A 26,210-nucleotide genomic window follows, 5' to 3' on the forward strand; every position below is an offset into this window, starting at 1 on the left:
TTTTTTATTGCTTTAACTAGCGAGAAAGTACCACGAACGCGGTAGCATATAATGCTTCGTCAGAGAGCGAAATGTGCCAGTTTTCAGCCCCTAATTCAGTTGCTAATTCTGCTGCACGACCATTTAGTAGTAGTTGTGGCTGACCAGAAGCTAATGATTTTATTTCAAAATTTTGAAATGAAACTCCATCGGCTATGCCGGTACCAAGCGCTTTGGATGCTGCTTCTTTTCCTGCCCAGCGTTTTGCTAAATATAATGCAGGGGTTTTTAACGATTGGTATTTTTCATACTCTATAGGCGTTAACACACGAAGCGCTAATCGGTCTTGCACCTTAATCGCCATTTTTTCGATACGGCTTATTTCAATAATATCAGTACCGATACCAACTACAGACATAATGAATCACTTTTTTAAGCGCTAGATAAATGTGGTATTAACCTTTATCTAGCTTCACTTCGTTAAATAAGGCAAAACTTTATTAGCTCTGCCAAGTAGGTTCTAGGTGCTGTGCTTTAAAAAGCTAACTACGCGCTTCTCTCATTAGCTGTTTCATATCGCGAATAGCTTTGTCTAATCCGTCAATCACCGCTCGAGCAATAATAGCATGACCAATGTTAAGTTCGATTATCTCTTCAATTGCCGCAATAGGTTTAACATTAAAGTAATTTAACCCGTGCCCAGCATTAACTTTCAAACCATTAGCATGCGCATATTTAATACCTTCAATTAAACGGATCAATTCAATTTTTTGATCTTGTTCATTTTTTGCATCAGCATAATGGCCAGTATGAATTTCAATATAAGGAGCTTTACTTGCAATAGCAGCATCAATTTGGCTTTTATCAGCATCAATAAATAAACTTGTTTCTATACCTGCTGCAGTGAGTTGTGCCACTGCACGGCTAATTTTATCAAAATTACCAACAATGTCCAAGCCACCTTCAGTCGTCAACTCTTCACGTTTTTCAGGGACTAGGCAACAAAATTCTGGTTTAACCTCACATGCTATAGCCAGCATTTCATCAGTGACCGCCATTTCAAAATTCATTCGGGTATGCAATGTTTGCTTTAGTACATAAATATCACGGTCTTGAATATGACGGCGGTCTTCACGTAAATGGACGGTAATGCCATCGGCTCCAGCGTGCTCTGCTACTGATGCAGCATAGACAGGATCAGGATAATTTGTGCCTCTTGCTTGTCTTAAGGTAGCAATATGGTCAACATTAACGCCTAATAATAGTTCGCTCATTTTTTTATCTCTTAAATTTATGAATTTTTTGTAAATAATTTCCGGCTATTAAGTGGTTTACCATCTAGTAAATGATTAATAATTTGCCGCATCAGCACTTTATACGTTTGCATGACGTCTTTAGATGATAAATCTTCTTCGGCTATCGCTTTTAAATGCACAGCATTGTAACCGGTCTGTACCTGATTGCTTATTATTGGGACAAAACCTTGTTCTGGGAAATAATGATAACGATGATTATTTTCTGAAAATATCGTTGAATAATCAATAGTTAACCCTAATTCTTCTAGTAATCTATTTTCAAAATTCCTCAATATAAATTCAATTGAACGTTGTTCCGATAATTGTTCAATACTTTGTTGATATTGACTAAAAAGTTCGTCATAAGGGATATGTTCACCCAGTAGACGCACTTGTAGCTCGTTAAGGTAAAAGCCACTGTAGAGGTAATTACCACTGAGCTGGTAGGATTTTCTTTCGGGTTCGACACGTTGTAAATACTTGAGGCTGCCTTGACCTTTCAAAACAATTTTTAGCGGAGAGAAAGGTTGTAGTAAAGCTTTTTTATTAGATTTTAAGGACTTACCTAAATAAGAAATAGCAGACACTTTTCCTTGTTGAGCGGTTAAGAATTCAAGCAATATTTGATTTTCACGATAAGGTCGTGAATGCAATAAAAAAGCACTTTGCTCAAATTCTTCCATTATTTTTAGTCCAGTAGACGGTTCGAAATCTAACCTGAATATTCATCCCCATAGCCTAAACTACGCAGTGCACGTTCATCATCAGCCCAGCCAGATTTCACTTTCACCCAAGTTTCAAGAAACACTTTCTGTTCAAAAAGCGCTTCCATATCACGACGAGCTTCTTGACCAATTGTTTTAAGTCGCTCCCCACCATTACCTATAACCATACGCTTTTGACTTTTTCGTTCCACTAAAATCAGCGCATTAATATGGATGATACCCTTTTCGTCCATTTTAAATTGTTCAACTTCAACGGTCGTTGAATAGGGTAATTCATCGCCGGTGAAACGAATAAGTTTTTCACGAATAATTTCAGAAGCCATAAAACGACTTGAACGGTCAGTAACATAATCATCTGGGAACCAGAAATCACCTTCGGGCAGTGAACTAAGACAAAGTTGACGAATGGTATCAACGTTATCGCCTTTCGCTGCAGAGATAGGTACGATATCACTAAAGTTGTGCTTCTCGCCTAATTTCTGCAAGTGAGGTAATAATGATTCCTTATCTTGGACATTATCGATTTTATTAATCACTAAGATACAACGAGCGCCAGATTTTTTTATCTTACTAAGCACAAGTTCGTCATCAGTTGTCCAATGTGTACCTTCAACCAAGAAAACCACTAATTCGACTTCTGCTATTGAACTACTTGCAGCACGATTCATTAAGCGATTAATCGCGCGTTTCTCATCAGAATGCAAACCAGGAGTATCAACTAATACCGCTTGTTTATTTTCTTCTGTTAAAATTCCTAAAATACGATGGCGTGTCGTTTGTGGCTTGCGTGAGGTGATACTAATTTTTTGGCCTAACAAGCTGTTAAGCAATGTTGATTTACCAACATTAGGACGACCGACAATAGCAATTAAGCCACAATGTTTATTTTCACTTGTCATGATAATATTTCGCTGAGTTATTTTTTATCAAAAATGAGCGCGAGTACTTGTTGCGCTGCGGCTTGTTCGGCTTTACGACGGCTAGTGCCTTTAGTGATCACTTCGGTGTTTATCACATTGGTTGTACATCGCACAGTAAACTGTTGATTATGAGACTGACCACTGGTGTGAATGACTTCATAAAGTGGTAAAGCAATTTTACGTGCTTGTAAATATTCTTGTAAACGTGTTTTAGGATCTTTTTGTTCGTTACCGGGTCTAATAATATCTAATCGTTCAGCAAACCAGCTAAGCACTAACGCTTTAGTGGTGTCGTTATCTGAATCTAAATAGACAGCGCCGATAATTGCTTCAACGGCATCTTCTAAAATGGAATCTCGACGATGACCACCACTTTTTAATTCACCTGGGCCTAAAATTAAGTATTCGCCTAAATTAAAGCCTCGGCCAATTTCAGCTAAGGTAACACCTCGCACAAGGCTAGAGCGCATACGTGTTAAATCACCTTCGTCATGAGAAGGAAATTGCTGATAAAGTACTTCAGCAATGACAAAACCAAGTATAGAGTCGCCCAGAAATTCTAAACGTTCGTTATGAGTTCCTTTAGCACTTCGGTGTGTTAATGCTTGAAGCAATAAGTCATTATCATTAAAGGTGTATCCTAACTTTTTACTGAGTCTAGTTAGTGCGACTGCTGAGCTTTTCACGATTAGTTTATTCCACCTAAACGTGAAAACCTGACATTAGTCGGTATCCACTTAGGTAAAAAACTATCTTCGTCACGATCAAAATCAAAACTCATCCAAATTGCTACGGCTTCGCCAACAAGATTTTCTTCGGGTACAAAGCCCCAAAAGCGTCCATCAAGGCTATTATCGCGGTTATCCCCCATCACATAATAATGACCTTCAGGTACAAAGAACTCATCACGTTGGGTATTTCTCTGTTGATAAAAGTGCTGCGTGCGTGGCAGTATTTGATTATCCACTAAAATATCATGTGTCTTGTTTGGCATATCAGCCGTGTAACGGCTCAGGCCGTATGAACCGTCAGGTGACTCATTTTCTTTTTTAAAGGTGTTTATTACTTGCTCAAAGTCTGGGCATTTAACGTCACTTTCTTGACAAGCAGGCTTAATATATATGGATTTGTTACGATAAATAATTCTATCGCCAGGTAAACCAATAACACGCTTAATATAATCAATCTTTGGGTCTTGTGGATATTTAAAGACCACCACATCGCCACGCTCTGGTAGCCCGACCTCAATAAATTTATTACGTGCAACAGGATCGCGTAATCCATATACGAATTTATTGACTAAAATAAAATCGCCATCAAGTAATGTTGGCATCATAGAGCCCGAAGGTATTTGAAACGGTTCCCATAAAAAAGAACGTAAAATCAAAACAAAAGCGATAACCGGAAATATTTGTACCGACGTATCAACAATTGCTGAAGGCTCTGCTAATTTAGTGATAACGTCAGCTGGCAACACTTCTTGACATTGGGCTTGAGCGTCAGCTAATTTTAATTTACGTTGTGGCGCTAAATAAAACTTATCAGCTAACCAAACAATGCCAGTGATACTAGTAATAATAACGAGAAATATTGAAAAATAAACAGCCATAACTTCCCTACTAACTTTCTAATTTAAGTACAGCTAAAAACGCTTCTTGCGGTACTTCAACGTTACCAACTTGTTTCATACGTTTTTTACCATCTTTTTGTTTTTGAAGTAGTTTTTTCTTACGAGAAATATCACCACCATAACATTTTGCAGTAACATTTTTTCGTAATTGCTTAACGGTAGTACGAGCAATAACGTTATTACCAATCGCCGCTTGAATAGCAATATCAAACATTTGACGATGAATAAGTTCTTTTAATTTATCGACTAGCATACGGCCACGTGCGACCGAGTTACCTCTGTGGGTGATCATTGCTAAAGCATCAACACGATCGCCATTTATCATCACATCAACGCGCACCATGTCGGCAGCTTCGAAGCGGATAAAATTATAATCAAGTGAAGCATAACCTCGACTGGTTGACTTTAACTTATCAAAAAAGTCCATGACCACTTCAGCCATAGGCAGCTCATATCTTACCGCTACTTGTTTTCCGTGATAAATAATATCTTTTTGCACACCGCGTTTTTCGATACATAAAGTAATAACATTACCTAAGTGTTCTTGGGGTACTAAGATATTGGCTTCAACAATAGGTTCACGAATTTCGTCAATACTGTTGATAGCCGGTAAATCTCCAGGGTTATCAATAGATATTACGTCACCGTTGGTACAAGCAATTTCATAGTTAACCGTAGGGGCTGTTGTAATAAGGTCAAGATCATATTCACGCGCTAAACGCTCTTGAACAATCTCCATATGCAACATACCAAGGAAACCAATACGAAAGCCAAAGCCAAGCGCGGATGAGTTTTCTGGCTCAAAAAACAAAGAAGCATCGTTTAAACTTAACTTGTTCAACGCATCACGGAAATTTTCGTAGTCATCAGAACTTATTGGGAAAATCCCAGCATAAACTTGCGGTTGAACTTTTTTGAAACCGGCAAGCGCTTTTGCAGCTTCTTTTTTATGAATGGTAATAGTATCGCCCACTGGCGCGCCATGTATTTCTTTAATACCAGCAATAATAAAACCAACTTCACCAGTTCTTAAAATACCCGTTTCTTTTTGTTTTGGTGTGAATATTCCGACTTTATCAATTTGGTGAACTTGTCCTGTCGACATGACCACCATTTTATCGCCTTTTTTCACTTCGCCATTCATCACACGCACTAATGAAACAACGCCTTGGTAATTATCAAACCAAGAATCAATGATCAAGGCTTGTAAGTTACCCGCAGGATCGCCTGTTGGCGCAGGGATATTGGCAACGATGGTTTCTAAAACATCTTCGATACCTAAGCCAGTTTTTGCAGAACACTGCACTGCACCTGTCGCATCAATACCAATGATATCTTCAATTTCTTCACTGACGCGATCCGGATCGGCTTGAGGTAAATCAATCTTATTTAAAATTGGAATAACTTCTAGATCCATTTCAAGGGCGGTATAACAGTTGGCAACAGTTTGTGCTTCAACGCCTTGTCCGGCATCGACAACAAGTAAGGCACCTTCACAAGAAGCAAGTGAACGCGAAACCTCATAAGAAAAATCAACATGACCCGGCGTATCGATAAAGTTAAGCTGATACGTTTCACCATTTTTGGCTAGGTAATCAAGCGTAACACTTTGCGCTTTAATCGTGATGCCGCGCTCGCGCTCAATGTCCATAGAGTCTAGGACTTGTGCTTCCATTTCACGTTCTTGTAAGCCACCACAATGTTGGATCAAGCGATCAGAAAGTGTAGATTTACCATGATCGATATGGGCGATAATTGAAAAGTTACGTATATTTTTCATAAATGGAAGTTCAAATAATGCTGTGGTTAATTCAATAGTGATGAGATTTTAGCGAATTTAGCGCGCTGGGGCTATCTTTATGTTGTGTTAACTTGTGTATATAGCCATTCAACTTCGAGATAGAGGTTTAAGCAAGTCGAAAATAGGTACATTGTTAGGCATTAGTCGCAGATAATCGTTATTTAACGGCTAATATTAATACGCAGAAGCGTCTACTTTAAAGGCTTGTACTGAACACAGAATCAGTCGCAAAGATTTTAATCGGTAATTTCGACAATATTGATCATTGACTTATGTATACGGAGAATTTTTGGGATTAACAAATTACAATATTTACCACGTTTTTGTTGGTGCCTCGCAAGCGCAAAACCTATGTACCCACCCAAAACGCCTAACGCTATCGCAAATAACTCGTGGCTAAATATGCTATTTTCAACCAACCATTGGCCAAATACTGACGCGATGACTAGCCCCATCAATGGCCATAGATACACTTGCCAAGCGGTTAATAATAAATGCTTGTCTGATAAACCCAAGACCACAGTATCACCAATTTTTACCGCTAATTCAGTTTCTAATTCTAAGCTAAGTTTAGCTTGTGGGAAAGCTTTAGCCACTTGACCACTGCCACAGTTATCAACCTGTTTACAGCCACTGCAGCTTGATTTAATTTGACTCTCCACAGTCACTTTATGCATAGCGGTTAGACCGGCATTTTCATCCGCCGCTAATTCTATAGCAACAACCGTAGCGTTTTCTTCAATCATGGTTTTTGAGGTGGTTTTATTGTGATTGCGTCGGCAATAGCCTTCGCTGTTTTAAACGGTATTTTTCCAACAATACTCACTTCAATACCATCGCTCACTTGGTTTAATACCAAAGTAGCTCCGTCCATAACAAAGTCAGCATTGCGTTGTTTTTCTTGACTACCATTAACATAAATTGAAATATCGACTAAACCATCGCTCAACAGCATAAATTCAACGGGTTGTTTTGTTAGTGATATTTTATGTCGATTAGCGTTAATTTGCGTAAAGCCCTCTGGCAACCAGTTAACATCCCATTGCAGCTCTTGCTGTTGGTATTCTTCAGGAATATCAACTAGCACAGGAAGTTCAGTCTCATTTAACTGTAAAACACTTTCTGAAGGTTTTTCTGTGATCTCAAGATGCGTAAACTGAATCTGTTCTAATTGTTGGCCTTGTTTCGTCACAATAGACAACTTTAATAGCATACTTGATTGTTGGTCTAACCAAAGCCAATAGGCATAACGATGGGTATTTTTTGCCTCTATTCTGATCAATTGTGCAGGTCGGCCTAAAACACGACTTCGGCCAACAGAAATGAAGTCATAAATATTTTCTAAGCGAGAAATATCGCCCGCTAAAATAGCAGGAATAGGACCACTAATTTGTTGAGAAGTAACTGAATAAGGAGGCAGTTCAGGTTCGATATAGCTAACTACGTTGCCTTTGCGTAAAATATCGCGACGCGGTCCATTAAGTAAAGAAAGTACCTCAAGTTCTTTACCACTTTCATCGACACCGTGAAACCAGTGATATGGCTGAGCTTGATTATTTTTAACAACAACAAAAGACGTGCTAAAATTAAGTTGATTTAATGCGTTAGATAAACGTTCGAGCCAAATTTTTGCCGACTCACTTTCTTCACCAACTGCTGAAAAGCTGATGCTTAACAGCAGTAAAACATAACTTAAGAATTTCATTAATTACTTTTATTTGCCTTTTTGTTGTCAATACTAGTTGTTTCACTTTCATTGTCTGTATTTGTGGTATCAACCGTTAGTGAACCTAATTTAATTTGTTGTTGATGATCAGACAGCAAAGCATGGAAACGACGTTGTTGATCAATAAAAGCTTGCTTTTGTGAAGCTCTGTCTGGTTCTTGAAAGTTCAAGCTTACCGGTTCAGCGAAACCTGCCATAGGAATAGTTTTTACTATTTGGCTAGGTAAAATAGTTTCATTATTTTGTGCAACATTACTTTGTACACCTAAAACCATTAAACCTGCGGCTGAAGCAGCAATCGCCAATTGACCGAAGGGTTTAGCAAACTCAACCACTTTATTTTTTAACTTAAGCATGAAAATATTAGTCGTTTTCGGTGCCAAAACGCTGGGCTCAGCGGCAATAGCTTTTGCTATCTCAGCAGATAAATCAAGTTGTAAAACATCAGGAGTGTCATTACGTAAAACATCTCCAATTAAATGATAACGATCCCAAGTAGTCGACAAATGTTCATCGTTGATAATATCATCAAACGTTTTATCATTATGTTGAAAATTATCAACACAAGATGACACTGTCTCAAACTTACCTTCACTCATATATACACCTTAAAAATTAACACTTACATTCGTGTGAATTAAATTAATTTTATCTTTTATACCAAAAAACTACTCTTAATAACTAGCTTTGTAATAATGGCCTAATTTTTTTATCTACCGCGTCTCGAGCTCTAAATATTCTCGAACGCACAGTCCCAACAGGACAATCCATAATATGTGCTATTTCTTCGTAACTTAACCCTTCTAACTCTCGAAGGTTGATTGCCGTTCGTAAATCATTGGGTAATTGCTCAATGGTATCAAAAATAACTTTTTTGATTTCATTGGTTAACAATAACTTTTCAGGAGAAGCATTTTCTCGTAAAGCTTCACCTGAATCATAAATTTCAGCATCTTCTACTTCGATATCAGAGCCCGGTGGTTTTCGATTACTCGCCACCATATGATTCTTTGCGCAATTAACGGCTATACGATAAAGCCAAGTATAAAAAGCACTATCTCCTCTAAAATTAGGTAAAGCTCTATAGGCCTTAATAAATGCTTCTTGAACTATATCGGGTACATCACTGTGATTTTTTACATAACGCGACACTAAATTTGCTACTTTATGCTGATACTTTGTCACCAAAAGGTTAAAAGCATTTTTATCTCCGCGTTGTACTCGTTCAACCAATTTTTGGTCAACGTTTATTTCGCTCATCTGAGCCAATACTCCTAATTATTACTTACTTCTAAAATCCGGTTCAACATTTGGCTCATGGTAAACACATGAAGTAGGACTACACTAATTTGAAAAAGTTCGAAAAAAATTAAAATAAGTCATAAAACTATCCAAATTTCGTCTTTATTTCTAAATACAGCCCGTTTTATCTGTTACCGCAGGTAAATAACCGTTAAGATTCATGCTATGTGTAGAATACATTAAAATCATAACTTTATGAACAAACAACACAACTGTGACGTATTAATTATTGGTAGCGGTGCCGCGGGTTTAACGCTTGCTTTACATTTAGCAAATAATGCCGATATCGTTGTACTCAGCAAATCCTTGGTTAATGAAGGCTCAACCTTTTACGCTCAAGGAGGTGTCGCTGCTGTTTTTGATGAGAATGATAGTGTTGCTGATCATGTAAATGACACTTTAATTGCTGGTGCAGGCTTGTGTGACCAAGAAATAGTACAATTTACCGCTGAAAATGCACGAACATGTTTGGAATGGCTAATTGGCCAAGGTGTTGACTTTGATCAAGAAGAAGATGAAAAAGGTGAGTTACGTTACCATCTAACCCGTGAAGGTGGTCATAGTCATCGCAGAATTCTTCATTCTGCTGACGCCACAGGCCAAGCCATTCAAACCACGTTAGTTGATCAAGTTAAAAATCACCCCCGTATTCGAATCTTTGAACGTTACAATGCTGTTGATTTAGTCTGTGAACAACCAAACGATACCAATAACCAGCAAAAACGTTGTATTGGTGCCTACATTTGGAACCGAAACAGCGAATGCGTTGAACGTATATTTGCCCGTAAAACAATTTTAGCTACAGGTGGTGCAAGTAAGGTCTATCAATACACTTCAAATCCTGAGGTTGCCAGCGGTGATGGTATAGCGATGGCGTGGCGAGCAGGATGCCGTGTCGCTAATATGGAGTTTAACCAATTTCACCCAACATGTTTATTCCATCCCGATGCAGGAAATTTTTTGTTAACGGAAGCATTACGTGGCGAAGGGGCTCTTTTACGTCGCCCCGATGGCAGTCGATTTATGCCAAGCTTCGATGAACGCGCCGAACTTGCACCCCGAGATATTGTTGCACGCGCCATAGATTTTGAAATGAAGCGCCTCGGCGCTGATTGTATGTATTTAGATATTAGCCACAAACCGGCTGATTTCATTAAACAACACTTCCCTAATATCTATGAAAAAACTCAATCTTTAGGCATTGATATTACCAAACAGCCTATGCCCGTCGTACCTGCTGCCCATTACACTTGTGGTGGTGTCATGATTAACAAACAAGGTAAAACAGATGTCGAGAGCTTGTATGCTATTGGTGAAGTCGCTTATACCGGTTTACATGGCGCTAATCGTATGGCAAGTAATTCGTTATTAGAATGTCTAGTGTTTGCTCGAGCGGCGGCATTAGACATAGAACAAAAAATTGACCGTCAACAGAGTATTATTGCGTTACCCGCTTGGGATGAAAGTCGCGTGACAAATTCTGATGAAGAAGTTGTTATACAACATAACTGGCATGAACTGCGATTATTTATGTGGGATTACGTCGGTATTGTCAGAACAACAAAACGTTTAGAAAGAGCGCTGCACCGTGTTGAATTATTGCAAAGAGAAATAGAGGATTACTATCAAAATTTTCGAGTCAGTAATAATTTACTAGAATTAAGAAACTTAGTACAAGTAGCTGAATTAATTATTAGATGTGCGATGGAACGTAAAGAAAGCCGTGGCTTGCACTACACGCTTGATTATCCTGAATTAAGTCAGGTAGCAACCCCAACCATTCTACGTCCTTAATATTAAGTGTTATGCTGAGTTATCAAAAGTTTAGTCACCCTAATTTGGGTTATTTAACTTAACGATAACACGGCATAGCCTTGAATAATGTTTAGCAGACAAACTCGTTTTGAAAATAAAAAAACTGGGTAAATTCAGTTTTGCAAGACACGTTTTAAAAAAATGATTTTTCAGCAAGGTAACTGGTGCTGGTAAATTATCTTCAAAGACCAACCAACACCCCCAAAAACCAATACGACTAGACGCGCTTAACTGTCTTTTACCTTTAGCCGAAAACTGGCATTCACCCATTATATCAAGAGTGAAACTGTTAGGTTCAACATAGAACATCCGCATAAGATTAAATTTATTATGCGTATGCTCAACAACTATATTAAACTTTAACTCGTTTAAGGATAAGTTGCACCATGGCGTTGAGTTCTTTGTCTTCACAAACTTGATGCCCCATAAACCAAGCAAATAATTCCGGATCTTGCTCTTCCAGTAAACGTTCAAACACTTGCTTCTCTTTTTCTGAGAGCAAATCATAAGCCTCTTCAACAAAAGGCATAAAAAGTATATCTAATTCGAGCATTCCACGACGGCAAGCCCATCTTAAACGCGGTTTATTATCAGTTAAAGACATATAACACCCAGTAAAGTAAAATTTAGGCTTATTCTAACAAAGTCATTTGCCATTACAATATTGTTTATCAGATCTAGAAAAATAAACTAACGAATATCATATACACCTTGAATTTCACAAGAAAGTCCTCATTATTTAACCTATCAATAAAACAAAAATGCCAATTTAATTATGACAATCTCTGTTGAAAATACCTTACCTAGTTACGATAACCTTCCTGATGCTTGTATCATTAGTTTAGCTGAATATGGTGCAATTGCTGTACATGGAGCAGAACAAAGTAAATACCTACAAGGACAAGTGACTTGTGATGTAAATACACTGACAGATAATAATTTATTATTGGGGGGTCATTGCGACGCTAAAGGTAAAGTCTTTTCAGTGTTTAGATTGATAAATCGTCAAAACATTCATTTACTTTTACAACCTAAAACCAGTATTAGCCAATCACTAGCCGAACTGAAAAAATTTGGCGTATTTGCCAAAGTAACCATTGAACAAGCCACAGAGTTAGTTTTTTATGCGGTTGCAGGAAAAAAGGCAACAGAGATACTCCATCAACAGTTTGTTGAATTACCTAATAGTTTGACACCGGTTTTACAAGTCGGTAGTACCACTATTGTCTACCTTGCAGGAAAATTAAAACGTTATCTTATAATTGATGAGGCGAAGGCTGCTGAAAAAATTATTAATGACTTTGCCTTAGCCACTTATTCTCAAGCGCTGTGGAATTTAATCGAAATTAATGAAGGCTTTCCTTTACTAGCGCCAGAAACAGTTGCTTCTTATGTGCCACAAATGTTGAATTTACAAGCAATTCACGGCATAAGCTTTACTAAAGGCTGTTACTTAGGGCAGGAGACTGTTGCTCGCATGCAGTATTTAGGAAAAAACAAACGCGCTTTATTTTCGTTAAAGAGTAAATCAGCAAATAATGAGTTAATAACCTTGCAAGCAGGGGATATTATTGAACAACAGTTAGGTGCGAACTGGCGTAAAGCTGGTGACATCTTAGCGAGCTATATTAGTGATGATGGCATTTATTATCTACAGGCTGTTTTAGCCAGTGATATCGATAGCACCACAAACTTACGGATTAAAAACCACGAAAACTCAGCATTAAGCTTAGTAGAATTGCCTTATAACTTAGCGGAATAGTCGCGAGTTACATTTATTTAAAATTTAGGACATATCATGAAAATTTCAGAAAACAAAGTTGTCGTTTTACACTATGCCGTATCAGACAGCGAAGACACACTCATCGACAGCTCTTATGACCACAGCCCTTTATCTATCATTCACGGTACAGGTTATCTCATTCCGGGCTTAGAAGATGCTTTAACAGATCATGTTGTTGATGATAAATTCGAAGTCGCAGTTAGCGCTGAAAATGCTTATGGCGATCGCCACGATGAGTTTGTACAAACCGTACCAAAAAGTATGTTTGAAAGTGTTGAAGATCTTGCGGTTGGTTCACAATTACGTGCAACGACTGATGATGGTGAGCAAACAGTTATTGTTATTGATGTCACCGATGATGAAATAACTGTTGACGGAAATCACCCTTTGGCAGGCATTGATTTAAAATTTGATGTAGAAATTTTAGAAGTCCGTGATGCTACAGAAGATGAATTGAAACATGGACATGTCCATGATGAAGGGGATTGTGGTCACAACCACGACTAATCCTCATAAATACTGAGTTGTAAAAATAAAAAGCGAAATATAAGTACTTATATTTCGCTTTTTTATTAATTAGTTGCCGTTAAATATTCATCACATTCATCACTTTTTCACGCACTTCTTGATAGCGAATATTTTCACAACAGCCAAAACCAGATAACTGTTTTATTTTATTACGACTAAAAAGCGGCACGGTTAATCCAGTTAAAAATCGACACATCGTTTCTAAAGATAAAACACCTTTGTGCTTGGTCGACATATGCTGAATAAGTGCCGTTAGCATGTCAACTATCGCAGTGTCATCTGGCAGAATACTTTCTTGTGAGTAACTTAGCTTAGCAACGTTTCCACGGCATACTGAACAATGCCCACAATTTTCAGGGGTATTTTTATCATTAAAGTACAAGGATAAATTTCGGCTTAGGCAAGAGGATAATTCAAAGAAGCGCACCAGTGTCGCTATACGTTTTATTTCTTTTTCTTCTTTTTCGACAAAATAATCATGTAGTGGCTTAGCAATTATATCAGCTGACAATAAGGCCTTGTTAACACTGAATACTTCAGTGATTTTTTTTGTTTCCAAGGTGATCAATTGCTTTTCTTGTAGGTATTCCAAAGCGACAATCACTCGGCCACGGTCACAGCCATAATGCTGAAATAGTGCCTCAAAGTCTGGCTCTCCCCATACTTTTTTAAAACCGCTGTATTTAAAAATAGTCGCAAGAAAATCTTTGCGCTCACCTTCAAATAAATTTAACACCTCGTCTTTATTGGTGGTAAATTTATATTTAAAATCGGCAAAATATGAAAATAGCGGTTTAATAACACCTTGCAGCTCTAACTGAACAAGTAAGGTTCTCATGGGTAATTGACGGATATTACTGGCATTTGACAGCGATAAACCTTGTAATTCCCAGCGATCATTTTGGGATTCTTGTTGAACGTTTTTTATAACACATTCAATACCACTCAGTTCGGGTGTATCACCAAAAACAAAATTTTCAACGGTATTTAGTCCATCTAAATTTGCCAAGGTAATACAATTTGACGGTAAGCCATCACGCCCTGCTCGGCCAATTTCCTGGCTGTAATTTTCAATTGACTTGGGTAAATCATAATGAATAACAAAGCGGATATCTGCTTTATCTATGCCCATGCCAAAAGCAATAGTAGCCACGATAATCTTTACTTTTCCCGACATAAAATCTTCTTGAATTTTCTGTCGTTTTTCACTTATAAATCCGGCGTGATAAGGTTGCGCATTCAAACCTTGTTGCGTCAAAAAGTTTGCCACATACTCAGCACTTTGCTGTAAAGTTACATAAACAATGCCACAACCGGTTTGATCAGCGATACTTGTTAGCAATTTTTGATTTTTATCTTTTGTTGAAACCGCTAACACCGACAAATCTAAATTTTGACGATAAAAGCCTGTTTGTACGATGTGCTCTGGCAAGATCGCAAATTTAGTAGCCATATCTTGCTTGACTTTTTTGGTCGCTGTTGCGGTCAACAAAAGCACCAGCGGGATGTTGAGTTCTTGACGATAGTTAGGGAGTTTTAAATAATCAGGGCGAAAGTTATGCCCCCATTCAGAAATACAATGTGCCTCATCAACAACCAACATAGATACATTCACAGACTCAATAAATTGGCGAAAACGCTCATTTTTAAAACGCTCAACCGACACCATAAGAATTTTTATTTTACCTGAACGCGTATCCGCCATGACTTGTTGATTTTGCTGTGGAGTTAATGTTGAATCGATGCTTGCCGCTGCTATATTTTTCGTCGCTAAAAAAGCTAATTGATCTTTCATTAGCGCCAGCAAGGGTGAAACAACAATCGTTAAGTGAGGTAGTTCTATAGCCGCTAACTGATAGCATAATGATTTACCTGAGCCAGTTGGAAATATAGCGAGAGAAGATTGGCTATTGAGGAGCTGCTCAATCGTTTGCTGCTGTCCATCACGAAATGCATCAAAACCAAAGATTTGCTTGAGTGAGTTAACAAGAGATAACACAAAAAATACCTATTAAATAAATGAGTTAAACAAAAACGAATATCAACAGCCAATTTAAAATCACTGTTGATACTCGTTTTATAATAACAGAGTTACTTAAAAGGTTTTAATCACTTTAACTTTATCACTGACATTAGCAGCATCGATATAGCCAATAGCATCAGGGTTATCAGCAACAAAACTTAAAACATCTGCGTCATTGTCAAATTTGGCTAAAGGTTTCGCCTTACCAGAGAAAATTAGCTTAGCCCAATAAGCTTTAACTTGGTAGCTAGTCTTTTGCAACACTTTGCTTTCAAACTCTTCTCGAGCAGGACTTTCATCTTTTAAATTGGCTGCCATAACAGCAGCACCGTTAGTAAACTTCTTATTTTTACCTAAAAAGATCCGAGATATGTCTCTGTCGCTAAGCGCACTAGAATTAGCCGGATTAACAATAACAGCAATATCAGCAGAAGCCGTTATACTAAAGCCTATTGAAAGTAAGATCGCAGTGACTTTTATATATTTCATCATCAATCCCCTAAAAAACAGTAACAAGTGAAGTGCGGAATAAACCAGCATCATTAGCACCGTTAAGGTCATCATTAAAACCGGTATATTCAAATTTTAATGATGCAGAGCTATGAAAATCCCAACGTAAACCAATAGTAACATAACTAGAGTCATTTTTTTGATCAGTTATAGTCTTTTGTGTTGGTAATTTTAAAGCGTCAAGAGGAGTTCCTGACGGTATAACGCTAGTAAAATCGTTCACCGCAGTGTCTTCATCAACACCGTAAGTAATGTGTACTAAATAATTATCAAAGCGCTTACCTAGCATCACATAATAAGACTCTTCTTCTCCTAATATCGTATTATCTATTTTAAGCGTTGTATATTCGCCAACAACTAAGATGCCTTCATAGTCAATTTGAAAGCCAAGTTCAGTGAACGTTGCTTTGTCTTCAAAAATACTAGTATTGTCTGCAAATGCAGGGTAACCAAAGGCATTCCAATTACTAGCAAGTCCATCTAATCCTGTTGAAGGTATTGATACATCAGCATTAAAATAAGCAGCTCGCAAGGTTAGCCAATCTCTGTTAAAGGTAGCAGCGCCACCTAAGATATTATCCATGTTAGGTGATGATTTTTCACCAAATACTTCGATTTCATCAGAGTTATTACCCGCAATAAAGTGGTAAGTCGTATCAAATTCTCCAAGAGTACTGCTGTATATGCCGCTAAGACCGTCAAAAGTATTAAAAATTAAATCGTAAACACCTTTTGGTGGTGTTATCCACGGGTAGGCATAGGAAACATCTAAAAAGTCTGAGTACATAAAGAAAGGTGCTCGTTGACGCCCAGCCAAAACCCTAAATTTATCGTTTACGTTATAGCTAACGTAGGCCCATTCAAATTCAGTATCCCAATCATTCTCACCACGTGAAACAATTTGTGCAGTAATATCAAGGCCTTCACCTATATTACTTGATGCTTGAATAGCCAGTAAAGAACCATTTTTAAAGTCAAATGTATCGTTAAAACCATATAACTTTTCATCACTCGATGTAGTAATACCACCTGTTATTGAAGCAAAGCCACTTAAATTGATATCTGCTTGAGCCGCATAGGAAATAAAGCTACTAGCAAGCGCTAGTACCGCTATTTTACTTTTCATATTATCCACCTTAGTTTGTATTTTTATGTGCTTATTTTTTTACATGTTTATATTTTATTAAAATCGATTAGTTTACAGGTAAACTAATGAAGTATAGATTAATATATTAAAAATGTTAGAGAACAAGTTTAAAAAATAACTATCTTTCAGCCGCTATGACCGATATTTCAATAAGTAATTCATTTCTTGCCATTGAAGCTTTGACACAAGCTCTTGCAGGAGCGAATCCCTGAGGGATCCAATTATCCCAAATTTCATTCATTTTTGAAAAATCATTCATATCTTTAATATAAATAGTTGCTGATAGAATATGCTTATTGTCGCTACCTGCTTGTTCAAGCAATTCATCAACTTTATCTAACATTGAACGTGTTTGCTCTTCAATGCCTTGGCTCGCATCTTTACAAACTTGCCCACATAAATAGATAACACCATTGTGCTTAACGATGCGGCTCATTCGCGTTTTTGTTTCTTGCCTAATTATTGTCATTTTATTTAGTCATAATTAAATATGTTAAAGTATATACTCTATTAACTAATAAATGTAGCTTTGAGACTAGTGCTGTGACGAAACTTTACGCTAGTAGATAATAAATCACGCTTATTAACACAATGTTGCAATTAATCATTCACAAATAGCACAATAAAAGATAAAGTATTTAGTAGATGCAATACTACTTATAAGGATAACTGATGGACATTAATCAGTGGGTTGACGAACTATTTGAATTTTTTGATGAAGATAAAGACGGTGCGATTAGTCGAAGTGAATTTGTTGAATTAATTGACTGTCTTTTGCAAGATAAAGGCATCCGTATGTGTGAGAGTATTTTTAATAAATTTGATGTTAATCATAATAATTCAATTTCCAAAGAAGAACTCAAAGCTATGGTCATTGAGTTAGCTTTGTAGAGTTTTTCATTAAAAATTACCCTTCTCTAATTATTTGTTGAGAAAGTAACTTTACTATTTTTTATCTAATCAAGAGCTTAACTAAGCTCTTTTTTTATACCTTAAATTCATTGGTCTGACCTCTTGTTTCAATTGTTATTTCTGTTATCATCCAAAATCAGCTTACACGCGTACACTGAAATTATATTTAAAGAAATAATGAAAAATAACAGGATAACAAATGACAAGCCAAGCTAGTTACAGTAAAAATGAAGAAATAGCCAACACCTTGACTCATGCTCTTGGTGCTATATTGTCTGTTATGGCTTGTTACATGCTACTCACTGCAGCTTTTGCCGATAACTCATTAGTAAAAATAGTGAGTTATGCCGTATACGGTGCCAGTTTGGTTTTATTATTCACCGCTTCAACTTTTTACCATGCTTTTCAGGATCCTAACAAAAAAAAGCTTTTTAAATTGCTCGACCATTGTGCTATTTATTTGTTAATCGCAGGAACTTACACCCCCTTAATGATGGTTGCCTTAAACGACCAACTCGGTACCATTATGCTTACAGTTATTTGGAGTATGGCTATATTAGGCGTGTTTTTTAAAATGAAATTTGGCCACCGCTATAAAAAAACATCACTGATCACCTACTTAGGTATGGGACTGATATCTATAACCATTATTGAACAGTTAAATGAAAAATTATCAAATCAAGCTTTAACACTACTTGCTCTTGGCGGTATTATTTATTGCTTGGGGGTTATTTTTTATGTTCAAAAGCGTATACATTTCAACCATGCTATCTGGCATTTATTTGTTTTAGGTGGTGCAGCATGTCACTTCTTTATGATCTACATCTACTTATAAACGCCGATACGACTGACAAAAAATAACCAGGAATATAATTGCTGGTGAAGAGGATAAATTAATTGGTACCTAAAACAGCGGTTAAAAGGCTATCGATTTTACAGGCCCTAAGGCTTAATTATCAAGTTATCGTCAACTTTTTTGGTAATGCAGAATGCTGCTAATTAATAGGTTCATAACAAAAACAAATTAATTAAGCTTTCAATCCAATTTTCAATTCACAGTCAACTATAAGCGACTATCAACAAATCCTTGTAATGATTCCAGTATCATTGAAAAGTTTTTAGCACCCAGCCCTAAACGAAAATATGGTCCAGTAAGTCCAAATAAGCATGATGGGTAAGCGAATATTCCCGCTTGTTCGGCGAGTTGCTCTGCCCATTCAAGCATAGGTAAATCTCTGTGACACTTCACTAATGTAAGTAAGCCTGCTTGAGGAGGACACCAACTAAAATGAAACTGATTTTTTTCGATAAACTGCTGAAATAACGCGATATTATCTTTAATAATAAGATTATTTTTACTGATTATTTTAACATGGTTTTCTAAAGCAAGCTCTGCCAGCTTTTCATCAACGATTGAAGTACAAATTGAACCTTGAGCTTTTACCGCTAATAATTTTTTTAACAGTGATTTATCCTTAGACACAGCCCAACCAATACGTAGCCCAGCCAAACCAAAACTTTTCGATAATACCGATACAACAATCGTCCGCTCATAATCTAAATAGCGATGAGCTAATTTCAGATCATTATAGTTACTTGCTTGAGAGACATCATCGGCTAAAAGGTAACAATTGAACTGTTTTGCAATGGCTAATATCTGTTCCGAAAATTGGGTGTCTATTATGCTACCACTGGGATTATGGGGAGAATTTAAGACAATTAGCCGGGTATTTTCGTTTACTAGCGCTAAAAGTGCCGCTTGGTTAATTTGCCAGTTTTGTTGGAAATCAACCGTAAGGCACCTTACTTTAATCCCCATCTGCTCTGCCATCGTCACCAAAGAGGGATAGCAAGGTGTAATAACAACAATTTCAATCGCTGCTTGTTGCTCAACTGAATTATCTTGTGTTCGTTCATTTTCGCCAAGCACTGTTTGGTAAATAGCTAACAACGCCTCTTGAGCGCCACAAAAAGTTAGAACATTGTCAGCAGTTAACTCAACTTGATGATGATTATAGTCTTGATGAAAACCAGCAATAAGTGATCGCAAATAATGGCTACCACTTATCGACGCATAGGATAACGCTTGTTCACCCAGAAGATTATCAAGACTCGTTTCACCTAAAAGACACAATTGTGCTGCGGACAAAGACTGTCCGCAAGAGTTACTCAAATTGTGCTTAATAGTGACCTTTTGATTTTCTGCAAGCTGTTGACCAAAGGCGATATGTGCAGGTAAAATATTTTTCACCCTTGCTATATTTTCCGTTGCCAAACCGACATTTCGGTGGTTGTTACGGTGAAAGTGCATTGATTTTTCTTAATCACACGCGTTAATGGCTGTGCGTCTAAAAAAGTAAACTCTTCTGCTAATTTTTCCTGTAAACCATCAAAGCCAATAACATTTTCACCATTGACTTTAAGCCCACCCAACCAGTTCTCTTTTTCAGTATGTTTCGCTGAGTATTGATGGTCGGTTAATACAAAAAGTAAACCTTGTTTATTAAGTCGCTTAGACAGTGTGGCTAACAACTGTTTGGGTTGATAACTTTTTTCTAGCGCATGCTCAACTAAAATCGCATCATAACCTTTAAAAATAGGTTTTAAATTGCTCGCATCACCCTGACTAAAAACAATATGGTCAGTGTTGTTGTTTAGCGATAAAGCCTTAAGAGACACCTCATGAAAACTCTGTATGTCACCAGAAATAACATTGGTGTGACGGAGTGTTTTCTGTTGTTGAAGTTGCACACCAAATTGAATATAACGCGCAGAAAAATCTACCGCATCAATATGCTGAAAATGCTCTGACAACTCAAAAGCCGTTCGTCCAACACTACAGCCTAAGTTCAATAACTTATCGGTATTAATGCCCAGATCTTTTACTTTACTGAGCAATAATTGGCTAACTTGTTGTGAATAGTTTTCAACACTTAAATGTTGCTCACCATAATGACTGTCGAGTTGCTGACAAACTTCCCGATCAGTTTCATATCGATTAACCGGCGTTAATGGTATTTTGCCATCAATGTTTTCAACATAACGAAAACCAGCATGCTGAGTAAAGTGACGACGAAAAGCATAACGAGACGACGGAATAGTTTCATTACCAGTAGAAATCCATGAACCGCCTTTAATTAAGTTATGTTTACCATCGAAGGTTGGCGTAGAGAAATCATCATAAAGTGGATGAACTTTAAACCCCTCATAACCATCTATTGCTGACTCATTCCATTGCCATACATTACCAATAACATCATAAAAATCTCCCGTTGAAAATTCATCAATCGGACATGAAGAAGCGTAACGCGCCAAGTTTATATTACCTAATACTTGCTCTTCATAATCGCTGGCATTATTCATTAGACAATGCCACTGCGCTTCAGTAGGCATAGCAATATTTGTTTGAGTTTTTTCACTTTTCCAATGGCAGAAAGCTTTCGCTTCTAAGTAGTTCACTTCTGCAGGCCAATTCAAAGGTAACGGCATTTCATTAAGCAAGTTGCGCTGCACGTATTCATCGTTATTTTTTCGCCAAAAACGTGGCATTTCAGCTTTGGTGAAACTTAGCCACTTTTGCCCTTCTTCGCTCCAATAATGTGGCTTTTTGTAACCACCTGCATCGATAAAAGCTAAAAACTCTTGATTAGAGACTAAATATTTAGACGCTGAAAAAGCACTAACATCAACAGATAACTCACCATATTCGTTGTCCCAGCCGTAAGTTTCGTCGGTCAACTTTTTACCTAATACAATAGATTGTTCTGTAACAGGTAATAATTCGTTTTCTGGAGCCATTGAAAAATGAGCACAACTTGTCCATTGCCCAGCTACTTCAGATGGCTGTGTTAAGCAATCTAGCGGTAACATGCGCATAATAACTGATGAAGTCTCAAGATGAATGCGTTCATGCTCACAGCCCATCAATATCACCCAAGCTAACGAGTCTTGTTGGATAGGTAAGCTAATTTCCATCGTATCAATTAAGTTATTAACCACAGTGAACACTTGTTGGCGGTACTCTCTTACTTCATCAACATTAGGCCAGTCGTAATGCTCACTGTTGAGATCGTCCCAGCTCATTTCATCAACACCAACAGCGCAAACAGCTTCTAACTTGGTATTAACACGTTTATTAATGTACTTACCCAAAAGTAATTTATTAATAAAGAAAGTGGCCGTATGGCCAAAATAAAAAATAAGTGGATGGCGTAAAGTCTCAGGCCGTAAATAATAGGCTTCATCTTTGTTGATTAAAGCAAACAACGACTCGTAAGTCGTCCAAGTGTTATGGAAGTAGCTTTTTAGCTCGGCGCGTTTATCATCTATAGATAAACCATTAAGATGTGGGGTAATATTTTGATTATTAATAAGTGTCATATTTTATTTTTAAATTAATTATGATGTATGAGTGAGAATAAGTTTTTGTTGATACGGCGCTAAAATCATTTGCTTTAATTTGTCGCCTAACAGTAACTGTCCTGATATTTGCTCACCATTTATAAATTGACCCGATAGCTTATTTAAACGTTCGCTTAACCAGTGATCATTTGCAAATAGTGATATTGCGCCCAATTTTTCTTGCACTGTATTATCATACAATGAAAAAGGTAAATCTTGATGATGAACTTCTTTACGGAGCAATTTGCGACAGTTATCCATCTTATATACTTCAAGCGCGTCAATTAAGTTCAATAAAGAGTAAATAATATTAAAATAGGCATTGTATTGCATACTTGAAGCACCAATTCTATGCTCGATACGAGCGGTTTTTTGCCAATTTTGTCGCTTAACTAGCACTTCATTTTTGTGATTATAAAGTACCGGCTCTTCGCCCATCGCTTGATTATGTTTACCCACTTCTTTATACAAGGCAATACTGCCTTGGTGTCCGCCTGAAATATCAACGGGTGAACATAACTCAGCCGCTAAACCGTATTTAGTTTTTAATGCTAATCGCTCAAAAGCTTCTTCTTCAGGTAAATAAATTAAACAACAATTTAAGCTAGTATCTAGAAAGCATTGCTGTAAATATTCACCAAAGCCGCGTTCAATAATAATGTTTTTACCTTCGCTATCAAGTGCACTAATATTCATTTGAACAGCATTAGGGATATGCACTGCCCGTGTTTCTGTGGTGAAAATATCACCACTACCACTGGCTAACTTGCCTTTATCGCCAGACCAGACAACTGGTTTGATTAATGTTTTACTGATGCCTTGTTCGGCAAAAAAACGAGGTAAAAGGTGTAACGCTTGGCTTAAATTATTAGCTTCTTTTAACGGCGACTGGCCATTAAATAAAGAAACATACTCCCACTGACTATACCAATATTCTGGCACTAATTCTCCGTCAATTCCAGCATGCGCTAACTGACGGTTAATTCTTTGATAATCTAATGAAAATCTTTTTATTTTACTATCGAGCTGATAACAACCTTCTAATTCAAAGTGAATGACAGGAGTAAAGCCAAGCTGTTTTATATAGTTCTGTAATAATGTAATAGCTTGGACGGCTAACAGTGTTGTATTATTCATATGAGATAATGGCTTTCTATTGATATATAACCACATTATTTTTACCGTTACGCTTTGCCTGGTAAAGGGCAGTATCGGCATGTAGGTATAACATTTCACTCGTTGGGCTAAGTTGAGACAAGGTTGCTATACCGATACTTACGGTTAACTGTAAACTTGGGTCGACTAGGAAATCTTGCTGACTTATTTTTTTTAAAAAACGTTCAGCAATTACTTTACATTGCTTTTCGTCGGTACGAGGTAAAATACATAAGAATTCTTCTCCACCAACACGGCCAATGACATCCTCATTACGAAAGACATCATGACAAAGATCAGCTATTTTTTTAATAACTGTATCACCAACAGGATGACCAAACTTATCATTGACCATTTTAAAATCATCAATATCAAATAAAATGACCGAAAGTTCAGTTTTTTCGACTAAGACATCATTAAGATAATTCGATAAGTACTCAAAAATATAGCGACGGTTATATAAATTTGATAATGGGTCTTTAATGGACAGTGCATACATTTTCTTATTATTTTTATACTGAATGGTTATCACGATAATAACAACCACACCGGCACATAGCATAAAAATCAGTAGATAAAGGTTCTGTAATTTTTGTTGATCATAAGAATCATTTTCTAAAGCGGCGACCTTTTCTCGTTGCAGGGTAAGTGCTTGTTCGATATATTTTCGCTCATTTTCCATCGCAGCACGCGCTGTGGTTAATCGTGTGCTGGAATTTTTTACCAATAACTCATTGTATTTTTGATAGTACTGTCGAGATAATTGAAAAGCTTCACTGTCATTATTTCTTGCGTGAGCAAGCTCTGAGCCAAGCTTTATAACTTCTAATTGCCACTTAGTGCCGACTAATTCAGGTAAAGACATGAATATATTTTCAGCTTTAGTCAACGATGCTTGCGCTTGTGCTAACTCACCCAAGATAATAAAACAGTGAACCTGTTGCTTATATAATTCGGCATTATAATCAATCAAGCCATTTAATGTTAGGGCATGATTAATAACATTGATAGCTTTAACACAATCGCCTTTTTCGGCCAGTGTCATACCTAAACCGTAAGCTGAAAAAAAAGAAATTTCAGTGTTAGGGGTATAGGCAATTTTTTCTTGATAAAGCTCGAAGTAGCGAATTGCCAAATCATATTTTTGCCAATATCGATAAGTTACAGCAATGCCATAAATAGCCTCTGAAATATGAGCTGGATAATTTAAACGTTCATAAGTATTTAATGCTTTTTGGTAATATTCTATCGATTTTTCATAATCGTCCATATAGCCATAAATAGCACCGTAGGTTTCATTGATAACAGCAATTAGAAAGTGTTCTTTTAGCGAATAAGCGTCTAAGTAAGCTTCTTGCATTTCATTCAATGATAGCTCAAAGAGCTCAGTTATACTTTTTGTAAAAGCAAGCTCTTGTTTAGCAAGAATAAAAAGGTAAGTTAAATTATTTTTTTTTGCTATAGACATAGCCTTTCGTAGAATAATTACAGAATCTGCATACTGAGCATGACGACGATAAATTATCCCCTGATAAATATAAAGGTGACTTTGAATTATTAATGGAGTTTTGTTGTCAATAAGCGTTTTGGCTAGTGCGACGGTCTTATTAAAGTCTTCATAAAAATAGAGTAAATTTTCTGCTTGAGCTTTACGTAACAACCACCAAGATTGTTGTAGCTTTGGCATAGTTGAAAAAGATTTTTCTGCGTTTAATAATTGTTGATAAGACTGTAGAGGTTGTTGTCGTATTTCTTCATCCATATTCAATAAGCGACTTAGCTCATCGGTTTGTTCTGCGGCTAATTGGCCACTACTATTTGCCTGTGATTGACTACAGGACAAAAAAAATATAATAACAACAACCGAAAAAAACCGATAAAAATCAAATTTCATTACACATCCGTAATTAATGATCTTGTTAATTAATGTAAGTATTTTAACCTTAACATAGACCTTTTTTTAAAACGAGTTAAAGCCATAAAATTGTATCATCAGCAATATATTAACCAATATTAATCCTCGTAAAGCGCTTTAAAAGCCGCCACTTTAAAACCTTGCAGATATTCTTCGCCTATCTTTATTACCGGTACGGATCTAAAGTTTGCTCTGCGAAACTCTTTTTGTCCCGCGGCTGTTTTCACATTACATAAACGATAAGCAATGTTGTTTTTATCTAAGTACGCTTTCGCCGTGTCACAATGAGGGCAGTTACTCATACTATATAAGACAATTTTCTTCATGCTAAGTTTCCTTGGTTATTTATTCGCTGCATGACCTCCAACAAATAAATGTTAAATGGGTGTCCATAATACACACTATAATGCACAGAATTAATACACAGAATTATTTTACGGCTGTTTGTCTAGTTTACAGGAACTTACCTTGAAAAACGCTGACACTTGCAGAAAATTAAATTAAATTATCTGCTAGGTAATCGTCAGAAAAATAGAATAACACCGCTTAATTGTAATGACACACAACTACTATAAGATAACTCGTAACCAATAATCCAAATAACCATCACTTAGTGTTAGAAGCAGATAAATATTTCGGTTAT

26 protein-coding genes are annotated in these 26,210 nt (G+C 36.9%); 5 read left to right on the forward strand and 21 right to left on the reverse strand.

Annotation, left to right across the window (positions count from 1 at the left end; all coding sequences use genetic code 11):
* Positions 1 to 16: 16 nt before the first annotated feature.
* The 11 genes from acpS to rpoE all read right to left on the reverse strand — a co-directional run bounded on the left by acpS (position 17) and on the right by rpoE (position 9,336).
* Entirely contained in the window at positions 17 to 397 is a 381-nt protein-coding gene (acpS, locus tag H4J66_RS17605) for a holo-ACP synthase (protein ID WP_182176237.1), read from the reverse strand.
* Between the two features lie 124 nt (positions 398 to 521).
* A complete protein-coding gene (gene pdxJ / locus H4J66_RS17610; protein WP_070374733.1) occupies positions 522 to 1,253 on the reverse strand; it encodes a pyridoxine 5'-phosphate synthase in 732 nt (243 codons plus the stop codon).
* A gap of 17 nt (positions 1,254 to 1,270) precedes the next feature.
* Entirely contained in the window at positions 1,271 to 1,957 is a 687-nt protein-coding gene (gene recO / locus H4J66_RS17615; protein WP_182176238.1) for a DNA repair protein RecO, read from the reverse strand.
* A gap of 29 nt (positions 1,958 to 1,986) precedes the next feature.
* The gene (gene era / locus H4J66_RS17620; RefSeq protein ID WP_070374735.1) at positions 1,987 to 2,898 is read right to left on the reverse strand and encodes a GTPase Era; all 912 of its coding nucleotides are present in this window, start codon (positions 2,896 to 2,898) and stop codon (positions 1,987 to 1,989) included.
* A gap of 17 nt (positions 2,899 to 2,915) precedes the next feature.
* Complete coding sequence (rnc, locus tag H4J66_RS17625; RefSeq protein WP_070374736.1) at positions 2,916 to 3,605, reverse strand: ribonuclease III; 690 nt, start codon at positions 3,603 to 3,605, stop codon at positions 2,916 to 2,918.
* A gap of 2 nt (positions 3,606 to 3,607) precedes the next feature.
* Positions 3,608 to 4,528: a signal peptidase I gene (lepB, locus tag H4J66_RS17630; RefSeq protein ID WP_182176239.1), complete on the reverse strand. Its 921-nt coding sequence runs from the start codon at positions 4,526 to 4,528 to the stop codon at positions 3,608 to 3,610.
* A 10-nt stretch (positions 4,529 to 4,538) separates the two neighbouring features.
* Entirely contained in the window at positions 4,539 to 6,329 is a 1,791-nt protein-coding gene (gene lepA / locus H4J66_RS17635; RefSeq protein WP_182176240.1) for a translation elongation factor 4, read from the reverse strand.
* Between the two features lie 257 nt (positions 6,330 to 6,586).
* Positions 6,587 to 7,096 carry a SoxR reducing system RseC family protein gene (locus H4J66_RS17640; protein WP_182176241.1) on the reverse strand — a complete coding sequence of 170 codons (510 nt, stop codon included), beginning with the start codon at positions 7,094 to 7,096 and terminating at the stop codon, positions 6,587 to 6,589.
* A complete protein-coding gene (locus H4J66_RS17645) occupies positions 7,093 to 8,055 on the reverse strand; it encodes a MucB/RseB C-terminal domain-containing protein (protein WP_182176242.1) in 963 nt (320 codons plus the stop codon). The genes H4J66_RS17640 and H4J66_RS17645 overlap by 4 nt, the downstream gene beginning before the upstream one ends.
* Positions 8,055 to 8,675 (reverse strand): sigma-E factor negative regulatory protein, encoded by a 621-nt coding sequence (locus H4J66_RS17650; RefSeq protein WP_182176243.1) that lies wholly within the window; start codon positions 8,673 to 8,675, stop codon positions 8,055 to 8,057. Before H4J66_RS17650 ends, H4J66_RS17645 begins: the two co-directional genes overlap by 1 nt.
* 82 nt (positions 8,676 to 8,757) lie before the next feature.
* On the reverse strand, positions 8,758 to 9,336 hold the full coding sequence (gene rpoE, locus H4J66_RS17655; protein ID WP_146797811.1) for an RNA polymerase sigma factor RpoE: 579 nt from the start codon (positions 9,334 to 9,336) through the stop codon (positions 8,758 to 8,760).
* A gap of 237 nt (positions 9,337 to 9,573) precedes the next feature.
* Here rpoE and nadB point away from each other — a divergent pair, with 237 nt between their 5' ends.
* On the forward strand, positions 9,574 to 11,172 hold the full coding sequence (gene nadB, locus H4J66_RS17660; RefSeq protein WP_182176244.1) for an L-aspartate oxidase: 1,599 nt from the start codon (positions 9,574 to 9,576) through the stop codon (positions 11,170 to 11,172).
* Positions 11,173 to 11,545: 373 nt separating this feature from the next.
* Here the strand turns inward: nadB and H4J66_RS17665 are convergent, their stop codons facing one another.
* The gene (locus H4J66_RS17665) at positions 11,546 to 11,797 is read right to left on the reverse strand and encodes a succinate dehydrogenase assembly factor 2 (protein ID WP_146797815.1); all 252 of its coding nucleotides are present in this window, start codon (positions 11,795 to 11,797) and stop codon (positions 11,546 to 11,548) included.
* A 171-nt stretch (positions 11,798 to 11,968) separates the two neighbouring features.
* Between H4J66_RS17665 and ygfZ the strand changes: the two genes are divergently transcribed.
* Together ygfZ and H4J66_RS17675 are read left to right on the forward strand one after the other, a co-directional pair.
* Positions 11,969 to 12,955 (forward strand): tRNA-modifying protein YgfZ, encoded by a 987-nt coding sequence (ygfZ, locus tag H4J66_RS17670; RefSeq protein WP_182176245.1) that lies wholly within the window; start codon positions 11,969 to 11,971, stop codon positions 12,953 to 12,955.
* Positions 12,956 to 12,991: 36 nt separating this feature from the next.
* Positions 12,992 to 13,483: a peptidylprolyl isomerase gene (locus H4J66_RS17675; RefSeq protein WP_182176246.1), complete on the forward strand. Its 492-nt coding sequence runs from the start codon at positions 12,992 to 12,994 to the stop codon at positions 13,481 to 13,483.
* Positions 13,484 to 13,562: 79 nt separating this feature from the next.
* Here H4J66_RS17675 and H4J66_RS17680 read toward each other — a convergent pair whose 3' ends face one another.
* The 4 genes from H4J66_RS17680 to H4J66_RS17695 form a co-directional block, all read right to left on the reverse strand.
* Entirely contained in the window at positions 13,563 to 15,503 is a 1,941-nt protein-coding gene (locus H4J66_RS17680; protein WP_182176247.1) for an ATP-dependent DNA helicase RecQ, read from the reverse strand.
* A gap of 96 nt (positions 15,504 to 15,599) precedes the next feature.
* Positions 15,600 to 16,019, reverse strand: coding sequence for a phosphate ABC transporter substrate-binding protein (locus H4J66_RS17685; RefSeq protein WP_182176248.1), 420 nt, complete (start codon positions 16,017 to 16,019; stop codon positions 15,600 to 15,602).
* 7 nt (positions 16,020 to 16,026) lie between these two features.
* Positions 16,027 to 17,163, reverse strand: coding sequence for a hypothetical protein (locus H4J66_RS17690; protein ID WP_182176249.1), 1,137 nt, complete (start codon positions 17,161 to 17,163; stop codon positions 16,027 to 16,029).
* 139 nt (positions 17,164 to 17,302) lie between these two features.
* Complete coding sequence (locus tag H4J66_RS17695) at positions 17,303 to 17,653, reverse strand: RidA family protein (protein ID WP_182176250.1); 351 nt, start codon at positions 17,651 to 17,653, stop codon at positions 17,303 to 17,305.
* A gap of 203 nt (positions 17,654 to 17,856) precedes the next feature.
* On the opposite strand from H4J66_RS17695, the gene H4J66_RS17700 reads away from it, so the two are divergent.
* Entirely contained in the window at positions 17,857 to 18,075 is a 219-nt protein-coding gene (locus H4J66_RS17700; RefSeq protein WP_070374752.1) for an EF-hand domain-containing protein, read from the forward strand.
* Between the two features lie 220 nt (positions 18,076 to 18,295).
* Positions 18,296 to 18,931 (forward strand): PAQR family membrane homeostasis protein TrhA, encoded by a 636-nt coding sequence (gene trhA / locus H4J66_RS17705; RefSeq protein WP_182176251.1) that lies wholly within the window; start codon positions 18,296 to 18,298, stop codon positions 18,929 to 18,931.
* Positions 18,932 to 19,159: 228 nt separating this feature from the next.
* Here the strand turns inward: trhA and H4J66_RS17710 are convergent, their stop codons facing one another.
* From H4J66_RS17710 to H4J66_RS17730, 5 genes are all read right to left on the reverse strand, one after another.
* Positions 19,160 to 20,407: a pyridoxal phosphate-dependent aminotransferase gene (locus tag H4J66_RS17710; RefSeq protein ID WP_182176252.1), complete on the reverse strand. Its 1,248-nt coding sequence runs from the start codon at positions 20,405 to 20,407 to the stop codon at positions 19,160 to 19,162.
* Positions 20,353 to 22,476: a 5-histidylcysteine sulfoxide synthase gene (ovoA, locus tag H4J66_RS17715; protein ID WP_182176253.1), complete on the reverse strand. Its 2,124-nt coding sequence runs from the start codon at positions 22,474 to 22,476 to the stop codon at positions 20,353 to 20,355. The genes H4J66_RS17710 and ovoA overlap by 55 nt, the downstream gene beginning before the upstream one ends.
* 18 nt (positions 22,477 to 22,494) lie before the next feature.
* A complete protein-coding gene (locus H4J66_RS17720; protein WP_182176254.1) occupies positions 22,495 to 23,634 on the reverse strand; it encodes a hypothetical protein in 1,140 nt (379 codons plus the stop codon).
* A 16-nt stretch (positions 23,635 to 23,650) separates the two neighbouring features.
* The gene (locus H4J66_RS17725; protein ID WP_182176255.1) at positions 23,651 to 25,546 is read right to left on the reverse strand and encodes a tetratricopeptide repeat-containing diguanylate cyclase; all 1,896 of its coding nucleotides are present in this window, start codon (positions 25,544 to 25,546) and stop codon (positions 23,651 to 23,653) included.
* A gap of 119 nt (positions 25,547 to 25,665) precedes the next feature.
* Positions 25,666 to 25,893 carry a glutaredoxin family protein gene (locus H4J66_RS17730; RefSeq protein WP_070374757.1) on the reverse strand — a complete coding sequence of 76 codons (228 nt, stop codon included), beginning with the start codon at positions 25,891 to 25,893 and terminating at the stop codon, positions 25,666 to 25,668.
* Between the last annotated feature and the right edge of the window lie 317 nt (positions 25,894 to 26,210).

This window comes from Colwellia sp. MB3u-55 (genome assembly GCF_014076785.1).
Lineage (GTDB): Bacteria > Pseudomonadota > Gammaproteobacteria > Enterobacterales > Alteromonadaceae > Colwellia_A.

Excerpts from the sequence above, each read along its gene's own strand:
- H4J66_RS17645 (WP_182176242.1), bottom strand. The coding sequence starts at position 8,055 with ATGAAATTCTTAAGTTATGTTTTACTGCTGTTAAGCATCAGCTTTTCA.
- H4J66_RS17730 (WP_070374757.1), bottom strand. The coding sequence starts at position 25,893 with ATGAAGAAAATTGTCTTATATAGTATGAGTAACTGCCCTCATTGTGAC.
- H4J66_RS17665 (WP_146797815.1), bottom strand. The coding sequence starts at position 11,797 with ATGTCTTTAACTGATAATAAACCGCGTTTAAGATGGGCTTGCCGTCGT.
- H4J66_RS17650 (WP_182176243.1), bottom strand. The coding sequence starts at position 8,675 with ATGAGTGAAGGTAAGTTTGAGACAGTGTCATCTTGTGTTGATAATTTT.
- era (WP_070374735.1), bottom strand. The coding sequence starts at position 2,898 with ATGACAAGTGAAAATAAACATTGTGGCTTAATTGCTATTGTCGGTCGT.
- H4J66_RS17725 (WP_182176255.1), bottom strand. The coding sequence starts at position 25,546 with ATGAAATTTGATTTTTATCGGTTTTTTTCGGTTGTTGTTATTATATTT.
- H4J66_RS17640 (WP_182176241.1), bottom strand. The coding sequence starts at position 7,096 with ATGATTGAAGAAAACGCTACGGTTGTTGCTATAGAATTAGCGGCGGAT.
- pdxJ (WP_070374733.1), bottom strand. The coding sequence starts at position 1,253 with ATGAGCGAACTATTATTAGGCGTTAATGTTGACCATATTGCTACCTTA.
- ovoA (WP_182176253.1), bottom strand. The coding sequence starts at position 22,476 with ATGACACTTATTAATAATCAAAATATTACCCCACATCTTAATGGTTTA.
- H4J66_RS17690 (WP_182176249.1), bottom strand. The coding sequence starts at position 17,163 with ATGAAAAGTAAAATAGCGGTACTAGCGCTTGCTAGTAGCTTTATTTCC.
- H4J66_RS17695 (WP_182176250.1), bottom strand. The coding sequence starts at position 17,653 with ATGACAATAATTAGGCAAGAAACAAAAACGCGAATGAGCCGCATCGTT.
- rpoE (WP_146797811.1), bottom strand. The coding sequence starts at position 9,336 with ATGAGCGAAATAAACGTTGACCAAAAATTGGTTGAACGAGTACAACGC.
- H4J66_RS17685 (WP_182176248.1), bottom strand. The coding sequence starts at position 16,019 with ATGATGAAATATATAAAAGTCACTGCGATCTTACTTTCAATAGGCTTT.
- lepA (WP_182176240.1), bottom strand. The coding sequence starts at position 6,329 with ATGAAAAATATACGTAACTTTTCAATTATCGCCCATATCGATCATGGT.
- H4J66_RS17675 (WP_182176246.1), top strand. The coding sequence starts at position 12,992 with ATGAAAATTTCAGAAAACAAAGTTGTCGTTTTACACTATGCCGTATCA.
- recO (WP_182176238.1), bottom strand. The coding sequence starts at position 1,957 with ATGGAAGAATTTGAGCAAAGTGCTTTTTTATTGCATTCACGACCTTAT.
- trhA (WP_182176251.1), top strand. The coding sequence starts at position 18,296 with ATGACAAGCCAAGCTAGTTACAGTAAAAATGAAGAAATAGCCAACACC.
- lepB (WP_182176239.1), bottom strand. The coding sequence starts at position 4,528 with ATGGCTGTTTATTTTTCAATATTTCTCGTTATTATTACTAGTATCACT.
- nadB (WP_182176244.1), top strand. The coding sequence starts at position 9,574 with ATGAACAAACAACACAACTGTGACGTATTAATTATTGGTAGCGGTGCC.
- acpS (WP_182176237.1), bottom strand. The coding sequence starts at position 397 with ATGTCTGTAGTTGGTATCGGTACTGATATTATTGAAATAAGCCGTATC.
- H4J66_RS17700 (WP_070374752.1), top strand. The coding sequence starts at position 17,857 with ATGGACATTAATCAGTGGGTTGACGAACTATTTGAATTTTTTGATGAA.
- H4J66_RS17720 (WP_182176254.1), bottom strand. The coding sequence starts at position 23,634 with ATGAATAATACAACACTGTTAGCCGTCCAAGCTATTACATTATTACAG.
- H4J66_RS17710 (WP_182176252.1), bottom strand. The coding sequence starts at position 20,407 with ATGCACTTTCACCGTAACAACCACCGAAATGTCGGTTTGGCAACGGAA.
- ygfZ (WP_182176245.1), top strand. The coding sequence starts at position 11,969 with ATGACAATCTCTGTTGAAAATACCTTACCTAGTTACGATAACCTTCCT.